The organism is Ruegeria sp. YKSD163 (genome assembly GCF_059612905.1).
Genome location: NZ_JBXWRM010000038.1, coordinates 1 through 16,533, shown reverse-complemented (window position 1 = coordinate 16,533; position 16,533 = coordinate 1). Strand labels below are relative to the sequence as shown.

15 protein-coding genes and 4 pseudogenes are annotated in these 16,533 nt (G+C 59.3%); 14 read left to right on the top strand and 5 right to left on the bottom strand.

Going from position 1 to position 16,533, the window contains the following annotated elements:
• A pseudogene (locus tag AC2FNA_RS23755) lies at positions 1-167 on the bottom strand (IS6 family transposase); the annotation flags it as partial.
• Positions 168-223: 56 nt separating this feature from the next.
• On the opposite strand from AC2FNA_RS23755, the pseudogene AC2FNA_RS23750 reads away from it, so the two are divergent.
• The 7 genes and pseudogenes from AC2FNA_RS23750 to AC2FNA_RS23720 form a co-directional block, all read left to right on the top strand.
• Positions 224-793: pseudogene (locus tag AC2FNA_RS23750) on the top strand (recombinase zinc ribbon domain-containing protein); the annotation flags it as partial.
• A complete protein-coding gene (locus AC2FNA_RS23745; protein WP_496830850.1) occupies positions 790-1,173 on the top strand; it encodes a hypothetical protein in 384 nt (127 codons plus the stop codon). The pseudogene AC2FNA_RS23750 and the gene AC2FNA_RS23745, both read left to right, overlap by 4 nt.
• A 404-nt stretch (positions 1,174-1,577) precedes the next feature.
• Positions 1,578-2,621, top strand: coding sequence for a DNA adenine methylase (locus AC2FNA_RS23740; RefSeq protein ID WP_496830848.1), 1,044 nt, complete (start codon positions 1,578-1,580; stop codon positions 2,619-2,621).
• Positions 2,618-4,840, top strand: coding sequence for an Eco57I restriction-modification methylase domain-containing protein (locus AC2FNA_RS23735; protein WP_496830846.1), 2,223 nt, complete (start codon positions 2,618-2,620; stop codon positions 4,838-4,840). Before AC2FNA_RS23740 ends, AC2FNA_RS23735 begins: the two co-directional genes overlap by 4 nt.
• Positions 4,837-5,403, top strand: coding sequence for a hypothetical protein (locus AC2FNA_RS23730; RefSeq protein ID WP_496830844.1), 567 nt, complete (start codon positions 4,837-4,839; stop codon positions 5,401-5,403). The genes AC2FNA_RS23735 and AC2FNA_RS23730 overlap by 4 nt, the downstream gene beginning before the upstream one ends.
• Positions 5,396-6,514: an AAA family ATPase gene (locus AC2FNA_RS23725; RefSeq protein WP_496830842.1), complete on the top strand. Its 1,119-nt coding sequence runs from the start codon at positions 5,396-5,398 to the stop codon at positions 6,512-6,514. The genes AC2FNA_RS23730 and AC2FNA_RS23725 overlap by 8 nt, the downstream gene beginning before the upstream one ends.
• 5 nt (positions 6,515-6,519) lie before the next feature.
• A complete protein-coding gene (locus AC2FNA_RS23720; protein WP_496830840.1) occupies positions 6,520-7,809 on the top strand; it encodes a 5-methylcytosine restriction system specificity protein McrC in 1,290 nt (429 codons plus the stop codon).
• Between the two features lie 586 nt (positions 7,810-8,395).
• Here the strand turns inward: AC2FNA_RS23720 and AC2FNA_RS23715 are convergent.
• The 3 genes from AC2FNA_RS23715 to AC2FNA_RS23705 all read right to left on the bottom strand — a co-directional run bounded on the left by AC2FNA_RS23715 (position 8,396) and on the right by AC2FNA_RS23705 (position 9,363).
• Positions 8,396-8,707 (bottom strand): type II toxin-antitoxin system RelE/ParE family toxin, encoded by a 312-nt coding sequence (locus AC2FNA_RS23715; RefSeq protein WP_496830838.1) that lies wholly within the window; start codon positions 8,705-8,707, stop codon positions 8,396-8,398.
• A 4-nt stretch (positions 8,708-8,711) separates the two neighbouring features.
• On the bottom strand, positions 8,712-8,966 hold the full coding sequence (locus AC2FNA_RS23710; protein ID WP_114511840.1) for a ribbon-helix-helix domain-containing protein: 255 nt from the start codon (positions 8,964-8,966) through the stop codon (positions 8,712-8,714).
• Positions 8,967-9,051: 85 nt separating this feature from the next.
• Positions 9,052-9,363 carry an XRE family transcriptional regulator gene (locus tag AC2FNA_RS23705; RefSeq protein ID WP_496830836.1) on the bottom strand — a complete coding sequence of 104 codons (312 nt, stop codon included), beginning with the start codon at positions 9,361-9,363 and terminating at the stop codon, positions 9,052-9,054.
• A gap of 246 nt (positions 9,364-9,609) precedes the next feature.
• Here AC2FNA_RS23705 and AC2FNA_RS23700 point away from each other — a divergent pair, with 246 nt between their 5' ends.
• The 7 genes and pseudogenes from AC2FNA_RS23700 to AC2FNA_RS23670 all read left to right on the top strand — a co-directional run.
• A complete protein-coding gene (locus AC2FNA_RS23700) occupies positions 9,610-11,181 on the top strand; it encodes a recombinase family protein (protein WP_496830834.1) in 1,572 nt (523 codons plus the stop codon).
• Entirely contained in the window at positions 11,181-12,089 is a 909-nt protein-coding gene (locus AC2FNA_RS23695; RefSeq protein ID WP_496830832.1) for a plasmid partitioning protein RepB C-terminal domain-containing protein, read from the top strand. Before AC2FNA_RS23700 ends, AC2FNA_RS23695 begins: the two co-directional genes overlap by 1 nt.
• The gene (locus tag AC2FNA_RS23690) at positions 12,086-13,003 is read left to right on the top strand and encodes a plasmid partitioning protein RepB C-terminal domain-containing protein (protein ID WP_496830830.1); all 918 of its coding nucleotides are present in this window, start codon (positions 12,086-12,088) and stop codon (positions 13,001-13,003) included. Before AC2FNA_RS23695 ends, AC2FNA_RS23690 begins: the two co-directional genes overlap by 4 nt.
• Positions 13,004-13,628: 625 nt before the next feature.
• Positions 13,629-13,832, top strand: a complete 204-nt coding sequence (locus tag AC2FNA_RS23685; protein WP_326295777.1) for a helix-turn-helix transcriptional regulator — start codon at positions 13,629-13,631, stop codon at positions 13,830-13,832.
• Positions 13,833-13,988: 156 nt separating this feature from the next.
• On the top strand, positions 13,989-14,849 hold the full coding sequence (locus tag AC2FNA_RS23680; protein WP_496830827.1) for a BrxR family helix-turn-helix transcriptional regulator: 861 nt from the start codon (positions 13,989-13,991) through the stop codon (positions 14,847-14,849).
• Positions 14,846-15,925: a type I restriction enzyme HsdR N-terminal domain-containing protein gene (locus AC2FNA_RS23675; RefSeq protein ID WP_496830825.1), complete on the top strand. Its 1,080-nt coding sequence runs from the start codon at positions 14,846-14,848 to the stop codon at positions 15,923-15,925. The genes AC2FNA_RS23680 and AC2FNA_RS23675 overlap by 4 nt, the downstream gene beginning before the upstream one ends.
• Positions 15,925-16,323 (top strand): annotated as a pseudogene (locus tag AC2FNA_RS23670) (type I restriction-modification system subunit M N-terminal domain-containing protein); the annotation flags it as partial. The gene AC2FNA_RS23675 and the pseudogene AC2FNA_RS23670, both read left to right, overlap by 1 nt.
• Before the next feature lie 69 nt (positions 16,324-16,392).
• Here AC2FNA_RS23670 and AC2FNA_RS23665 read toward each other — a convergent pair.
• Positions 16,393-16,533, bottom strand: a pseudogene (locus AC2FNA_RS23665) (IS6 family transposase); the annotation flags it as partial.

Below are 16,533 nucleotides of genomic sequence, written 5' to 3'. Positions count from 1 at the left end.
CTGTGCCACCAGAACCGGACGGCCTCGTGGCTCACATCAATGCCGCGTTCGTGCAGAAGATCTTCCACGTCCCGCAGTGAAAGCGGAAACCTGATGTACAGCATAACTGCCGGGCGGATGATTTCCGGGCTGGTCTTGAAATAGCGAAACGGGGATCTCGTAGCCATGCTGCAAGGCTACGAAACCGCCCTGCCCGGCTCAAGCTGGTTTCCTTTGACAGCACCATCCCGGCGAGCATAATGCCATCATCGACCGCGCCATTTGGGACAAAGTCCACGCGATCCTGAAGGAGAGCCCCCGCAAGCGCGCTGCCCGCACTCGCGCCAAAACACCAGCCCCACTGAAAGGTTTGCTCTATGGACCAGACGGAGCGGCATTTTCGCCAACGCACACGCGCAAGGGAGGCAGGCACTACCGGTACTATGTCAGTCAGACGGTACTGAAACACGGTGCCGGTACGTGTCCGATCGGCCGCGTGCCAGCGGGCGAGATAGAAGCCGCCGTCGTCGACCAACTGCGCGTCGTATTCTGCCAACCCGAGATCATTGCAGGGACATGGAAGGCGGCACGCGCCAGTGCCGACGACATCACCGAGGCCGACGCCAGCACGACCCTGCAGCAACTCGACTTGCTGTGGGATGAGCTCTTCCCCGCCGAGCAGGCACGCATCGTGTCGCTGCTGATCGAGCGCGTCGACATCGGCACGGACGGGCTCAACGTCCGCCTGCGCGTCGACGGCCTCAGTGGCCTTGTGCGTGAGATGCTTGCAGGCGGCATTGAGGCGGCGACATGACCAGCAGGACGCCGATCCCCGACACAGTGACGCTGCACGTGCCATTCCGCGTCGTGAAGCGCGGTGGGCGAAAGGAGATGCAGCTGCCCGAGGGCGTCAAGCAACCGCATCGAACGGATAGCACACTGGTCAAGGCGCTGGCTCGTGCGTTCCGCTGGAAGCGGATGCTGGAATCAGGGAAATTCATGACAATGGCGGAACTAGCGGAACACGAGGGGATTGCGTCGTCCTACATGACGCGGGTGCTCCGGCTCACGCTGCTTGCGCCTGATATCGTGGAGTCGATCCTTGACGGGACACAGGGGCCAGAGGTGACGCTGGCGGGATTATTGAAGGACATGCCGTTGGTGTGGGATCGCCGGGAGGGGAGGTTAGACTGAACGGCGACAAAGGCCAAATCAAGCCAGTCGGCTTCGCCCATCGCCGCGTAGCAGCTCACCTGCGGCAGGACCAAGGGACCCCCTGATGATCCTCGAAAACTCAAGCTCCGGGCGATCGAGTTACAAATCCAAGATCAAATGCAGGCCCCGCTACGAACGGAGCGCAACAGCCGAGTAAATCAGTAGCATCCGTGCTGCGCGCGCCTACTATATATTGCGCCCTACTCGCCGTATGTGCAATGCTGGCGTAGTAGACCAACCTAAGCCCATGCCACCCAATCAGACCGAAGAAATCACCACTGTTAACGCCTGAACAGTCTGCATGAGCTAAGAAACGATCCATGCCACCCGCTCATTTCCCGGCATGGCAACAAAAAAACTAAGCAGGCAGGGAGACCGCACGCATGTCATTCCGTTACATTGGCTCCAAGGCGCGTATTGTGGAAGCCATTATTGATCACATTGGCGCGCCTGACGGCGGTGTGTTCGTGGATGGCTTCTCAGGGACAGGAGCAGTTGCCGAAGCAGCGTCTCGCGCGGGCTGGCCCGTTCATGTTAACGATCATTTGGCTTCCTCGGCCATCATGTCCTACGCGCGCGTGACGTCCAAAGCCGATATCCCTTTTAAGGGGCTTTCGGGCTACGACAACGCAATTGCTGCTCTTAATGAAGCAGTGCCCGTACGCGGCTTCATTTGGCGAGAATACAGCCCAGCATCATCAGGTCATTGCGACGTCTCCCGGATGTATTTCACCGAACAGAACGCCCAAAAAATCGATGGCATGCGGGAGAGGATCCGCGCCTGGCGGCAAGGCGATATAATCACGCCACATGAAGAGCGCGTTCTCATTGCCGATTTGATGCGCGCTTCAAACCGTGTCGCAAATACTGCCGGAACCTATGGCTGCTTCCTGTCCAAATGGCAGAGGCAATCGCTAGATGCCTTGGTAATCGAGCCTGGCGAATATCTCGAAGCCTCTCCGCATGCGACCATGAGCAATCGGGACGTTCTCCAGGTGCCGTGCGCGGCGGAGGATACGGTCTATCTAGACCCTCCCTACACCAAACGCCAATACGCAGCGTATTATCATATCCTTGAAACCATCGCCCTTGGTGATGAGCCTCAAGTTGAAGGGGTGTGCGGCATTCGTCCATGGCGAGAAAAAGCATCTGACTTTTGCTATAAAATCAGAGCCGCGAAGGCTATCGAGCGCCTTGTTTCAGAACTCCCGGCTCGCCGCATTTTCCTATCCTATAGCACCGAAGGTCACGTCCCGATCAAATCGCTTTCCGATTCTCTAGCTGGCATCGGAGAACTCAGCGTTCATTCGCTCCAGAATATTGGTCGCTATCGCCCCAACAAAGCCGCCAGCAAAGCCGCCTCCGACGTCGGAGAGCTGCTTTTCTGCATCGAGAAGACCAAGGAAGCAAAGCGCGACGCCGCATGAAACCATCCAGTACAGTCGAGGGCAAACGCCTTGCAAAGGCCGATGCCTACATAACTCAATACCTGAGACGCTATCGCGGGAACAACGACGAGTTGCGCTTCCAGCTATTGGAAGCGGTATCTGCCCGCCTAGGTGGATTTGATTTTCAAGCATTTTGCTCGAAGTTCGCTATCAAACCCTTGATGGCCCCTGAACGCCTGCTTGATGACGCGAAAGCGCTTGTTCTGCTGTTAAATGATACTGGCATCCACCCCTCGCTTTGCTTAAGCGCGCTGGCTCGGGAAGCACTTGATCACAGTGAGCAACGAAATAACGGCGCGTATCACACGGACTTTCGGCTAGCCCTGCATCTCGCTCACAGTGTGGAGGTGCATTTCACTAAAGGGGCTAAGGTTCTCGATCCAGCCTGCGGTGCCGGGATATTGCTGACTGCAGTTTCCATCGTAGCCTGTGGACCGGATCGTCTACTAGCCAGCGAATGGCTTCGCGAGTCCGTTTATGCCGCCGATCTTTCACCGCTGGCTTTGCGCGGCACTCGGTTGTCACTCGCGTCGCTGACCGATGACCTGGATGCCATCGCAACGATGTGCGCCCGCTGGCGAGCACAGGACAGCCTGCTTGTACCTGACGCCACTTGGCTTGAGCTAAGCGAAGACGGTTTTGACGTCGTGATCGCAAACCCTCCTTGGGAAAAGGTCAAACTGACACGGCATGAATACGCCAAAGCGAACGGCGAAACCCGCGACTACGGAGCGAGCTACCGCCTCCAATCACTTGCTGGGTACGAAAAAGCAAAAACCGAGCGCGCCGCAATGGCGGGATCACTTATTGAGCGCTACCCGGTCCTAGCGAAAGGCGAGCCTGATCTCTACGTCGCCTTTACCGAGCTTCTCTACAAGCTGACGCGCGTAGGCGGACACGGCGCTCTCTTGGTTCCGGCAGGCCTGATCCGCTCGCTCAGCACTGAAACTCTGCGCCGGGCGCTGGTAGAAGGTACGGATGATCTTGCCTTCACCATAATGGAGAATCGTGGAAGGCATTTCGCTATTGACACGCGTTTTAAGTTTCTAGTTGTGAATTATCGCCGCAAGGCTAGTTCCAGCAAGGCACTCACGGCAGTGAAGATTGGCCATGCAAGTGCCAATACCGAGCGCGTCGTACCCGCGCCGCAGGTACGTCTTGCGCTAAAGGATATCGAGCATTTGCGCTCCGACCTTACTCTTCCCGAAGTGCGTTCGGCAGAGGAATGGCATCTGTTCAAGAAAATGCAGTACAACGGATCGGTGATCTCATCCGGGGATTCACCTTGGTATCCTGAGTTTTGCCGTGAGATCGATATGACTCACGGCCGCCGCTATTTCGTGAAACGGCCAGAAAAAGGATGCCTTCCGGTCATTGAGGGCCGAATGGTTCAACCTCACCGTCTGGGGTGCAAGTCTTATGTCTCTGGTGAAGGAAGAAGCGCCGTTTGGTACAATCTCCCGCCAGGACAAAGCAGGGTCGCACCACAGTTCTGGCTGCCGTTGAGAGTAGCGTCCGCAGAAGCTTCGCGGCGCTCTCGGCGTATGCGCGTAGGCTTTTGTGACATTACAGGGCAAACCAACGAACGATCAATGATGGCAGCGTTGATCCCGCCAGAGGTCGTCTGCGGGAACAAGGTTCCGACGATTTCTTTCCCCAATGACCCATCGGATGATCGGCTGTTCCTTTGGCTCGCCATTGTCAACTCGCTTCCCTTCGATTGGCTGCTTCGGCGGATCGTCACGACGACAGTGAATTACTTCGTCCTGCTCTCCCTTCGACTACCCAACCTTGATATCAGTTCACTCCCCGCACAGCGCCTGATTGGCCTCGCCCGAAAATTGCATGAGCTTGACCAGTCAAAAAATTCGAGCTTTGAGAATGTTTGGCGCATTGCCGAACTGCGCTGCGAAGCGGACGTTCTGGTCGCACGCGCCTATGGTTGTTCCGAGGATGACCTACGGCTCATGTTGCAGGACTTCCCCCTGTTGGATCGCGGCCAGCCCGCAATACAGGGAGAGACGTCGTCCACCGTCACAGAAGATGTCCTGCTTTCGGCTTGGCTCCGAAACGCAGAAGCGGGAAGTGAACCAAGTGCCCAACGGGTGGAATGCGCGCGCAAACTGGGCGCGATACCCTATGTCAGCTCCGAGTTCGTCAGCAGCATCCAAAAAAAATCCAACGAGGTTGTACGATGAGCAGTAGCTCGCAGACCATTGAACGGGTTCTCCTTCAAAATATCGAAGACGGAGATCGTCGAAAGTTTATCGCCAAGTCAAATGACGCCGACAGCGGGGGGGGCGCTCGCGATCTGCGTTTTCGACCGGAAACCGAGTTCTTACCATTATTTCGACGCATGTTCCCGAACAAGACAACCAAGACACGCAAGGCAAAAGGGGTTACGTCTCAAATCGAAGTTCTGAGTGGCACGGTCACTTGGAATGAACCGACTGGCGATAAGAGCGCCACGATGGAGATATGGCCTGCCACTGATGCGCGCCCGAATGAATGCCGAATAGCACGCATCTCCGAGTTTGCGCTTGATGGCTTGATCCAAAACGATCCCAATGGAGGTCGTTCGGTTTTCATGATGTTCCAGCAAGCCAATGGAGATATTTGGCTGTATTTCACGACTGAAACGAGTCTTCTTACCCAAAATTGGGACCCGAAAATCAAGAAGTTTGCGCAGGATTGGTTCGACGACGGCTGCAAGTCAGCGTTTCTAGACCTTGTAACAAAAGAACAATACCCACATGTCTGACGCCAACGACATTCTGGATCTGCTGGAAAACCGCCGCAACGTCCTGCTTGCCGGGCCGCCGGGCACGGGCAAGTCCATGCTGCTGAGTGAGGTTGCCAGCCTCTTTGAAGCTAAGGGGCACTACAGCACGCCGATTCATCAGCCAGGTGCACCAGTCCCAATCCCGCCCACGCCTACGACAAGCCTGCCGGGGTCAATCGGGACATCCACCAACCGGAAGGTCTTTCGCTGCGTTCTTCATCAGTCCAGCAAGTACCGTGATTTCCTGACAGGCGTGATGCCTGACGTCCGCACAGGTACACCGCCGGGTACGTTCAGAATTACCGAAGGTATTCTCTACCGTGCCAGTGAGTATGCAAAGCAGCCGGACAGCGCGGCGCTGCTTATCATAGATGAAATCAACCGCGGCCCCACCGTACAAGTTTTCGGTGGAGCTATCGTCGCCATCGAATCCGACAAGCGCCTTGCACCGGACGGCAAGTCAACGCCCGCAACACAGTTCTTCGATTTGATCAATCCGGCGGACGGCGATCTGATCGAGTATGCTTTTCCATCGAGGCTGTACATACTAGCAGCAATGAACCAGGCGGACGTCTCGGTCGAGCCGCTGGATGTAGCCTTCCTTCGGCGTTGGGCTCCTTTCAATCTGGAACCCAAGTCTTCGGTTTTGAGGGCGCATTTCGGAGTTGCCGCGACACCGATGGCAAGTTTGCCGCCGAGCCCAAGTTCCGCAGACGATGTGAGCGAGGCTGCGATTCAGGCTTTTGATGCGATAAACCAGAGAATTGCGCTTGGACGAGGGCCAGAATTCAGGATTGGTCACGGCGTGCTCATGGCCAACAATGCCAAGCCCTCAAACGTGGCTGACGCTCTTGCCCATTTTGCGACAGCATGGCGGACGGTCAAAAATCACATCGATGAAGCGTTCTTCGGTGATGTACGCGGAACCGCCATCGCGTTGAACGCAGATCGCGGCATTGCCGGAAACCCCTACAGCTTGGAAGAGACGTCCTTCGGGGATGCACCCCGTGCCATAATCAATGGTCCGGTGAGCATTGATGCTTCGCAGGTTTATGATCTGTTCGTCGCCCTGTCCCAAAAGGCTGTTTAATCGTCATGCGCCCATGGCAGCGCTTCACAGCTGTTGAGTATGCGAAGCCTTCGGCTCTCCACGAGGAAATTGCCAAGCGTAGCGATGTTTCGGCGTCCACCGCGCGCGAACTTTTGCTCCGTGCCGGAGACCGTTTGCGCGGGCTCCTCGGACTGGAGAGCGTTCCGCTATCCATTAATGCCGACCGCTATCAGTTTCAGAACGTGGCGGGTTTGCTTGTCCTTGCATCAGGTCTGGAACTCGAAATTGCGCCAAAATTTCTCGGCAATGCACCCGGATGGCGTGAAGATTTCTTCCTTCTGGCCACGCTTTCACATCATGGGCGGCTCCTCGACAACGAAGGACTGAAATCATCGGCCCGCGCGACATCTGATCTTGCGACGCTGATCGGGCGCTCTCTGATCGAGATGTACTGGAAGAACCAGCGTAGACCGCTGCGAACCTATCGCCGCTTGTCCCACAGCGAGTTTGCCATTGAAGGGGATTTTGACCCCGAGGATTTGTCTGTTCCAACAGAGGAAGGCTTTCCGCAATCTGTTACGTCGTTCACCCGTGAAAATCCCTACAACGCGGTAATCAGGGCGGCTGCGGCAGGTCTCGCGCCCATTGTTCCCGACGTCGAAACCCGCGTGCGTCTTGAGCGTCTTGCGCAACATCTGCCGCATCAACAGAGGCCATCACGTCTACAGGATCGCCGGTTGCCGAGCCGTTCGCGCGCTTGGCAACCAACATTTGATCTTTCTCTCGACATCCTGCGGGGTCTTGGTGGCGCCTATGATCCCAAGAATGCTCTTGCGCCAGGCTACGTCATGCAGACATGGCAGGTGTGGGAGCAGCTCGTGTCGCTATCTCTCCGCAACGCACTCTTACCCAAGAATGTGCTGCTACAGTCACCAAATAGGCTTGGGACGCGAACGCAGGATGGGGCAGTCAGGGTGCTCAACGTCGTTCCCGACGCGATTGTCACGATTCCCAATACCACTGGTTCGCGCCGGGTCATCGTGGATGCAAAATACAAAGGGCATGTGGCTCGCTCTTCTACCTCGATTTCCAATGCCGATATCTATGAATCTTTGGCGTTCTCGCGCGCAACGGGGATTTCCGAGGTGGTGCTGGTCTATCCGCGGACAGTGGACGACGCGCCTTCCTCTCACTACGAGGTCGGACATGCAGCAGAATTTGCAAGGGCTGTAGCAGACGGTGTACTCATCCGGGCAGTTGAACTTGGTGTTTGTCGTATCTCAGAGCGGCGCGGCTTGAAGCGCTTTGCTGATGCGCTTGCCAAGAGCCTTTAGCGGTTTCTGAGGAACACTCTTCCTCGCGAAGATAGGCATTCGTCAAAGGAATTTGACGGAGCAGTCCATTCTTTCACTTGCCGATTCTTCTGGCGAGTGTTCGATTTCTGTCCCGTTCGACCAAACGCCGCTGGCGTCGAAGTGCTCAGGTGCCGCGCACAAAATCTGTTTCGATACAGTATCTTGCAAGCTGTTTACTGAAATGGCGCAGTCATCAGGTCCAGAGAATACCGGCTCTATGAGACCGCTGCCGGACAACCTAGCACCAAGACTGGTGCTCAGCCCCTCCCGCATAACCCTCGAAAACAACGGAAAAATCCGGCCACCCCCAGATAGGGAGAACGCTTTCGCGGGGGCAAGTGGCGGAGGGAACGGAGCGCCTGAAAACTCTGCTGGAAGTAGCGACCGGGATCTATTCTGAAATCGGCGAATCCAAGGAGGTTCTGTTCAACACCCGGGCCTACGCTTGCTTACGCTGCTTGGGAAACAAAGCATGATCAAAACCGATACAAACCAAGATCATTTTGTCCGCCGTTGCCCGCTCAAGACCTTGGAGAATGGTCTGCACGACACTGTCCGCCGAACGTTATCCGAAGAAGTCCTCCTTGAAACGATAAATCTGGTGCATCCGCTCGTGAAGGATTGTGACGATGCCGATATCGCCATTCGACAGGTGCCTCCAATAAACGAAATGCCGCTCGTACCGGAAGAAATACCCCTCCACTCCGAATTCGGCCGGCACGGCCCGCGAATGCACACCGCGCGTTTCAATCTGCTCGAATGCGGCAAACAAGCCGGTAATGTAGGTTTCGGCCTGCGCCTCGCCCCACGTGTCACGGGTGTATCGGTAGATCTCGTCGAGCCGGACGGACGCCGCCTCCTGGACCCGGATCGCCATGCGATCAGGTCCGGTTCCGGGCGATCACCTCGGCGGCGGTCAGGGGCTTGTAGCTCTCCTCGGGGGCCGCGAACGCGCGGTTCAACTCGGCCTTCAGCCGATCGAAGGCTTCGCGCTCCACGCGCTCCTTGTCGCGGCGAATCAAATCACGGATGTACTCGCTGACGTTCTCGTAGGCGCCGTCCTCGCCGACATTGGTCGCGACGAACTCGCTGAGCGCGCCGCTGACGCGCACGGTCATGGTGGTGGTCCGAGACATGGCACGCTCCCTATATCGTATGTGTTCAAGATAACCAATATCGAACACGACACAAGGGGCCACGCTCACCGGGCGTCGGTCCTGCCTACCCTTCTCCATCCTCGATAACGAGGCGATCTGCCATCGTCAGCAGCAGAACCAGCACGACGTCTGAATGCCGAGCGAGCGACACCAGGTGCTCGCCGCTCGGCCCACGCTCGCCCGTGAACCAGTATTTCACCGTCCGCTCGCTGGCCCCTGTCCACCTCATGGCGGACTTGATCGCTCGGTGAGTTGATCCGAGTTCCGCGTGCAACGCCATCGCCACGGCCGCGCGGTAGTCGCCCGGAACGTCCTCTGGGTGCACAAATGTGCCCATATTCGGCACAACTGTGCCCATCTTCACCCGCATCTTCATGTGTTTCTCCGCTAAATGTTTGGAGAGACATGAAAACCGCAGAATCCGTCTGTGCCCGTGACGGGCCGGTCCGGAAGGCTGCGGCGGGCATCCGCACTTCTGAAGGTGAGGAAAATGAACGGCAGAACCGGAACGCCGGCGCATGGACGCATGAGAGGGCCGCTGTGCCTCGCCACCCGCCGAGGCACAGCGCGGCACCCGCAACGGGCTTGCCGGGGCTTTGCGCTGTGAACAGGGGCACGGTGAATGGCAGGTCAAAGCGTCAACACCGGAACGGGTAGCACGGCGGCCGAGCAAGACGTACCTGCTGTCGCCTACGTCCGGATGTCGACAGACCACCAGAAGTACTCGACCGAGAACCAGCTGGACGTCATTCGCAAGTATGCCGAAGCCCGTGGCCTCACGATCCTGCGGACGTTCGAGGACTCCGGGCGATCCGGCTTGCGGCTCGATGGCCGGGAGGCGTTGCAGAGCCTGATGGCCGAGGTTCAATCCGGCCAGGCCGACTTCAAGGCCATCCTCGTCTATGACGTCAGTCGCTGGGGCCGATTTCAGGATGCCGACGAGGGCGCCTATCATGAGCACGTCTGCTCCCGCGCTGGCATCCGGGTCCACTACTGCGGCGAGCAGTTCGAGAACGACGGGAGCATCGGCTCAAACCTCCTGAAGACCGTGAAGCGCGTGATGGCCGGCGAGTACAGCCGCGAGTTGTCGGTGAAGGTCTTCGCCGGACAATGCCGCCTCGTCGAGTTGGGCTATCGCCAGGGCGGTGCCGCCGGATACGGCCTGCGTCGAGTGCTGATCGACGAACACGGCAATCCGAAGGGCGAGCTGTCCCGCGGCGAGCAGAAGAGCCTCCAGACCGACCGCGTGATCTTGGTGCCCGGCCCCGAAGAAGAGCAGCGGGTCGTTCAGCGCATGTACGAGATGTTCGTCAACGAGGGGCGGCCGGAGCGCGAGATCGCGGAGGTCCTCAACGGCGAAGGACACCGGACCGATCTTGATCGGCCTTGGACCCGGGCGACTGTCCATCAGGTGCTGACCAACGAAAAGTACATCGGGAACAACGTCTTCAACAAGGTGTCGTTCAAGCTGAAGCAGCGCCGTGTCGTGAACCCTCGGGACATGTGGATCCGGGCGGAGGGCGCGTTCCCGGCTATCGTCGACAAGGCCCTTTTCCTGCGGGCCCGGGAAATCGTCGACGCCCGCAGCCGTCATTTCTCGGACGACGAGCTGCTCGATGCTTTGCGCGCGATCCTGAAGCGGCAAGGCATGCTGTCGGGTCTGATCATCGACGAGGAGGATGATCTTCCGTCCTCCAGCGCCTATCGCAGCCGCTTCGGCAGCCTGCTGCGCGCCTACCGGCTGATCGGCTACGAGCCAGACCGCGACTACAGCTACATCGAGATCAACCGCGCTCTGCAACAGGCTCATCCGCAGGTGGTGGCCGAGATCATCGCCGGGGTCACGCGGCACGGTGGGCGGGCTGTCCAGGACCCGGAGACCGATCTGCTTCGCGTCAACGACGAGTTCACCGTGTCCATCGTGCTGGCCCGCTGCGCGGCGACGGCGGCCGGGTCACTGCGGTGGCGCATCCGCCTCGACACCGGCCTGGTGCCGGACATCACGATCGCCGTGCGCATAGACGAGGTGAACGAGGCGCCGCGCGACTACTACGTGCTGCCCAGCATCGACATGACTCTCGGGAAACTGAAATTCGCCGAGCAGAACGGGCTCGCGCTCGATGCGTACCGGTTCGACACGCTCGATTTCTTCTACGCGCTCGCCTCGCGGGCCAGGATCGCGGAGGTGGCGTGATGCCCGACGACACGGAGCCGACCAGTCAGAAGCAGGCGACCCTGATCCCTTGTAACCGGATCCGGATCCTCAACCCTCGCGTCCGCAATCGGCGCACCTTCGAGGCGATGGTGGACAACATCGCCCGCATCGGCCTGAAGCGGCCGATCACCGTGGCCCCGCGCGCCGGGACGGACCCGCAGGAGTATGACCTCGTCTGTGGTCAAGGCCGCCTCGAGGCGTTCATCGAGCTCAAGCAGGACCAGATCCCGGCCATCGTGATTGAAGCCGACGAGAGCGATTGCCTCGTCATGAGCCTCGTCGAGAACTGCGCAAGGCGGCAGCACAACCCGATCGATCTGATGCGCGAGATCGGCTCGCTTCGCGAACGCGGCTACAACGACCGCCAGATCGGCGAGAAGATCGGGGTCTCCTACGAATACGTCAACATGATCGCCGGGCTGCTGGAGAAGGGTGAGGAACGCCTGGTCTCCGCCGTGGAGACAGGACTGCTGCCGCTCAACCTGGCCATCCAGATCTCCAAGACCGACGCCAAGGGCGCGCAGAAGGCGCTGATGGATGCCTATACTCAGAAAAAGCTGCGCGGCCGGAAACTGACGCTCGTGCGCCGCCTGATCCAGCAACGCGAGCTCCGCGGGCCCCAGATCAAGAGCAATGCGCTCGGGCGGAGGGTGGCTAAACGCGCGCTGACCAGCGAGGGACTTGTCCGAGCCTATCAGCAGGAGGCGGCACGTCAGAAACTGCTGATCAAGAAGGCCGAACTCGCGCAGAGCCGACTCATGTTCGTGCGGGAGGCGTTCCGGAAGCTATGCGCGGATGAGCACTTCATGACGCTGCTTCGTGCCGAGGGGCTTGAGACGATGCCCACCGATCTCGCCCAGGCGGTCACCGATGGATCCTCGTCATGAAACGGGCCGCGGACAAACGCCCGGCCAGCGTCAATCACGGCTTCGAAGATGACTGTGTCACCCTGCCGATCCACGTGATCTTGCCCCTGCGAACGCTCGGCAAGAGCGCAAAAACCAGCCGAAAGTACCGGCAGATCGTCGCCTCCATCGCCCAGATCGGGATCGTCGAACCGCCGGTGGTCGCCCCAAAACCCGACAAATCCGCCACGTGGTTGCTGCTCGACGGACATCTGCGGATCGAGGCCTTGAAGGATGACGGCGCGCAGGAGGTGGAATGCCTCGTGTCCACCGACGACGAGGCGTTCACCTACAACCGGCAGGTCAGTCGCCTTGCGCCGATCCAGGAGCACAGGATGATCCGGAAGGCGATCGAACGCGGCGTACCCGAGGAGAAAATCGCAGCCGCGCTCGATCTCGGCACGCGCAGCATCCAGAAGAAGATCAAGCTGCTCGATGGCATCTCCGAGGAAGCCATTGCGATCCTGAAAGACAAGCCCTGCACGAACGCCGTATTCGACGCGCTTCGCAAGATGAAGACCATGCGCCAGATCGAGGCTGCGGAGCTTCTGGTCAACGCGAACAACTACTCCGTCGCCTACGTGAAGGCGATCCTCGCCGGCACGCCACAGGCACAACTGGTCGACTCGTCCAAGCCAAAGAAGGTGAAGGGCATCACGCCCGAGGCAATGGCGCGGATGGAACAGGAACTGGCCCGCCTGCAGGAGGGCATTGCCTCGATCCAGGACACCTACGGCCAGGATCACCTGCATCTGACCGTGATCAAGGCCTACGTCAGCAAGCTGCTCGGGAACGCAAGGATCGTTCGCTACCTCATGCAGACGCGACCCGAATTCCTGTCCGAGTTTCAGACGATTGCCGAGATGGACTCCGTCATGCCGGCCGACGCGGAATAGCCGGCACGGCAGACTTGATGGGGACCCGGACCCGATAAGCGCGGGGACCGCGGGAGACGCCGGAGTGTGGGCCGGATCGAGCGCGGCGGTGGGGATGGCGGCGAACCCGCTCGGGGCCCACCAGGCTGGCTTGAGTTTTCGCCGGCCGCGCAGCCGCGCTCGTGGCTGCGTTTTGTCGGGGCGTGCCGGAGGTCGTGCAACTTCGGCACGCCCATCCGCCATTTCTTCTCGCTACCACTCGGTTGCGACTGAACAGAACACGATCAAAGCAAATACAAAGCAGGAGCAAAGTGTCCGGCCGGGACTTTCAAACGCATGATTCTAAGAGGAATCGTAGCCATCGGTTATTGCTGTGAATCCTATCGTAATCCCGCGAAATCGGAGGGAAAGAGATACGCAAAAACACCGCTCAGTGGGCAAGGTCAAATCTCGACCACCTGCCACGTTTGTCCGAGAATAGCGTCCGATACGATTGTTTTCTCTCGCTCTCGCCGGGTGCTTTGACGGCTCTGCACTGGCCACGGAGCCTTTGCGCAGGGTGCCTCAAGACACTGACTTGCCTCTCTCTTTCTTTCACGCCTTCGTCCTTCTGCAACCTCTGTGAGTTGTGAAGAAGGAGACGATTATGAAACCAACCTGCTTGAACCAGAAAGAACTGGCGGAACGCTGGACCATTTCGCACCGCACCCTGGAGCGGTGGCGGTGGGCCGGCGAAGGACCTGCATACATGAAAATCGGAGGGCGCGTCGTCTATCGTATCGCCGATATCGAGGCCTTCGAACGCGACGTGATGAATGCCACTTCCGATCAGGGCGTCCCGGCCTACTGACGACACCCTCTTCCTCCCGACCCGTGGTGTCGCTCCAAAGCTCTGATTTGCGACGCATTTCGATTGCGCCACATCCCCGGCTCAGCTAGCCTCGGTTTAGGCCCAGAAAATGGGCGCGCATAGTTAGGGTGCGCACTGCCCGAGCCGGGGAGCGGAATGGAAAACGACAGGTCGGAACTTCGCTGGGGCGTCGAGCAACGCCTTGAGTTCATAGAGTTCCGCCTGTTCTGGGAGGGACATGTGAACCGCAGCGATCTGATGGACCAGTTCGGGGTCTCGGTGAACCAGGCGTCCACCGACCTGAAGCGCTACATCGGCTTCGCACCGGACAACATGGTCTACGACAAGAGCGCGCGGACCTATGTCCGCGGCTCGGACTTCAAGGCGCAGTTCCTCGAGCCCGATGCGAGCCGCTACCTCGCGCAGCTACGCTCACTCTCTGACGGGATCCTCGACCGGGAGGACTCCTGGATAGCCAATCTCCCGCCCTTCGCGTCCGCCCCGACGCCAGCACGTGGCGTCAACCCGGTGACGCTCCGCTCGGTCGTTGGTGCCATACGCCGGTCAGAGGCGGTCGAGGTGAAGTACCAGTCACTGTCCAACCCGGAGCCGCGCTGGCGGTGGATTGCGCCCCACGCTATCGCGTTCGACGGCTTCCGCTGGCACACGCGGGCTTTCTGCCAGACCGATGAATGCTTCAAGGACTTCCTGCTGTCCCGAATGCTAAAGATCCGAGGTTCACGGGAGAGCAACGCATCGGCCGGCGACGACAGCGATTGGCACTCCGATGTCACGCTGGAGATCGCCCCTCATCCGGACCTCTCGGAAACGCAGGCGAAGGTCATCGCGCTCGACTATGGCATGCGAAGCGGCAAAGCGAAGATCAAGGTACGGCGCGCCCTTCTTTACTATGCGCTCAGGCGCCTTGGCTTGGATACGGATCCGGGCGCCCGAAAGCCCTATGATCAGCAGATTGTACTGCTCAACCGCGATCTGGTTCTCGAGGGGGCAGCATGACGACAGCAGACTCCCTCAACGCATTGGCGGCTTGTCTTCCAACGGTTCGGACACGAATCCTGAGCTATCGGGATCGCCGTGTTCGACTGACCGAGTCCGATACGATACGCGTGTTGATCCTTCCCGTCCTCGAAGCGCTCGGATGGGATCTTCAGGACGTCGAAGAGGTCAGAAGCGAATACCGCCACACGGCAGCTGACAATCCTGTTGACTACGCCCTTTTCCTCCACAGCACGCCGGCGCTCTTCGTTGAGGCCAAAGCGCTCGGGGTCAGCCTGGACGACCGTAAGCCGCTCCTGCAGACCCTGAACTATGCCAACGCCGCCGGTGTGGACTGGTGCGTGCTCACAAATGGCGCGGCCTGGAGGATCTACAAGGTCCACGCACCGGTCGAAGCCGAGGAGAAACTATTCCTGACGGTCCTGCTCGACGACCCGTCTGCCGCGATTGAAGATATCGCCGCTACGCTCTCGCTCCTGTCCCGCGGCCGGATGCAGGCGCGCGCGATCGACGCGCTTTGGACGGAGTGGCGGGTGGACCGGCAGGTCGAGGCCGTCCTCGACGCAATTACGGAAGACGACGCGTTTGTCCGGCTCGTCGCCAAACGGGCCGCTGGCCTCACCGCAGGCGAAGTCCGAGCCTCGCTACGGCGATCAGGGCTGCGGAGCTTCTATCCGCGGGTAGAGGCTTTCATGGCCAAGCTCGATGGGCTTTCCGAGCCGTCGACCACGACCGATAGCATCAAGCCCGCCGAACCGTCGCCTGTGGAAGTGCCACCCGCGCCAGCCAGGTCGGGCCGAGCGCGACTAATGAAGACGCGCGAAATGGTCGATGAGGGGCTTCTGCCGGTTGGCACCATCCTCACCATAAAGGACCGGCCGGACAGCGCCGCTACTGTGGTGGACGGGAAGCGTGTCGAGTTTCGCGGCGATCTGATGAGCTTCAACGAGTGGGGCTGCAAAGCGACCGGCTGGACAGCGATCCAGATCTACAAGTGGGCGGTGCTGCCGGACGGGCGGCTCCTCGAGGCGCTGCGTGAGCCCGAAACCGATCCCAAAAATAACAAGGAAGGCTAATGAGCACGAACACCGCCCTCGCCGATTTCATCTGGAAAAATGCGGACGACCTCTGGGGGAACTTCAAGCACGTCGATTTCGGCAAGGTCATTCTGCCCTTCACTCTCCTGCGCCGCCTCGAATGCGTTCTGGAGCCGACCCGTGATCAGGTTCGCGAAACCGTCAAGGCGATGAAGGACAGCGGGATAGACTTGGACGTCATCCTGCGCACCCAGACCGGGTACCCGTTCTACAACACGTCGAACTACGACCTGCGCAGCCTCGGCGCGACCCGCACCCGTCAGAACCTCGAGGACTACATCGCCTCCTTCTCTGACAACGCGCGCGTGATCTTCGAGCAGTTCGATTTCGCGAACACGCTCGCCCGGATGGACAAGGCCGGGGTCCTCTACAAGATCTGTCAGAACTTCGCCGGGTGCTGCCAGACAAATGCGAACCAGTCTCTCCAAGGGCAGGATCGCCGCCCCTTATGCCGCGCAAAGACCGCGCCACTCGGTGAGAGCGGCGGCGCGGTTCAGCTTGAAAGTCGTTCGGGAAGTGAGGCTGCGCTCCGAGTTGAAATGGTTGCAGACCGAGGCGTGGACGGCGGCGAATTTCTGCAAACTTCG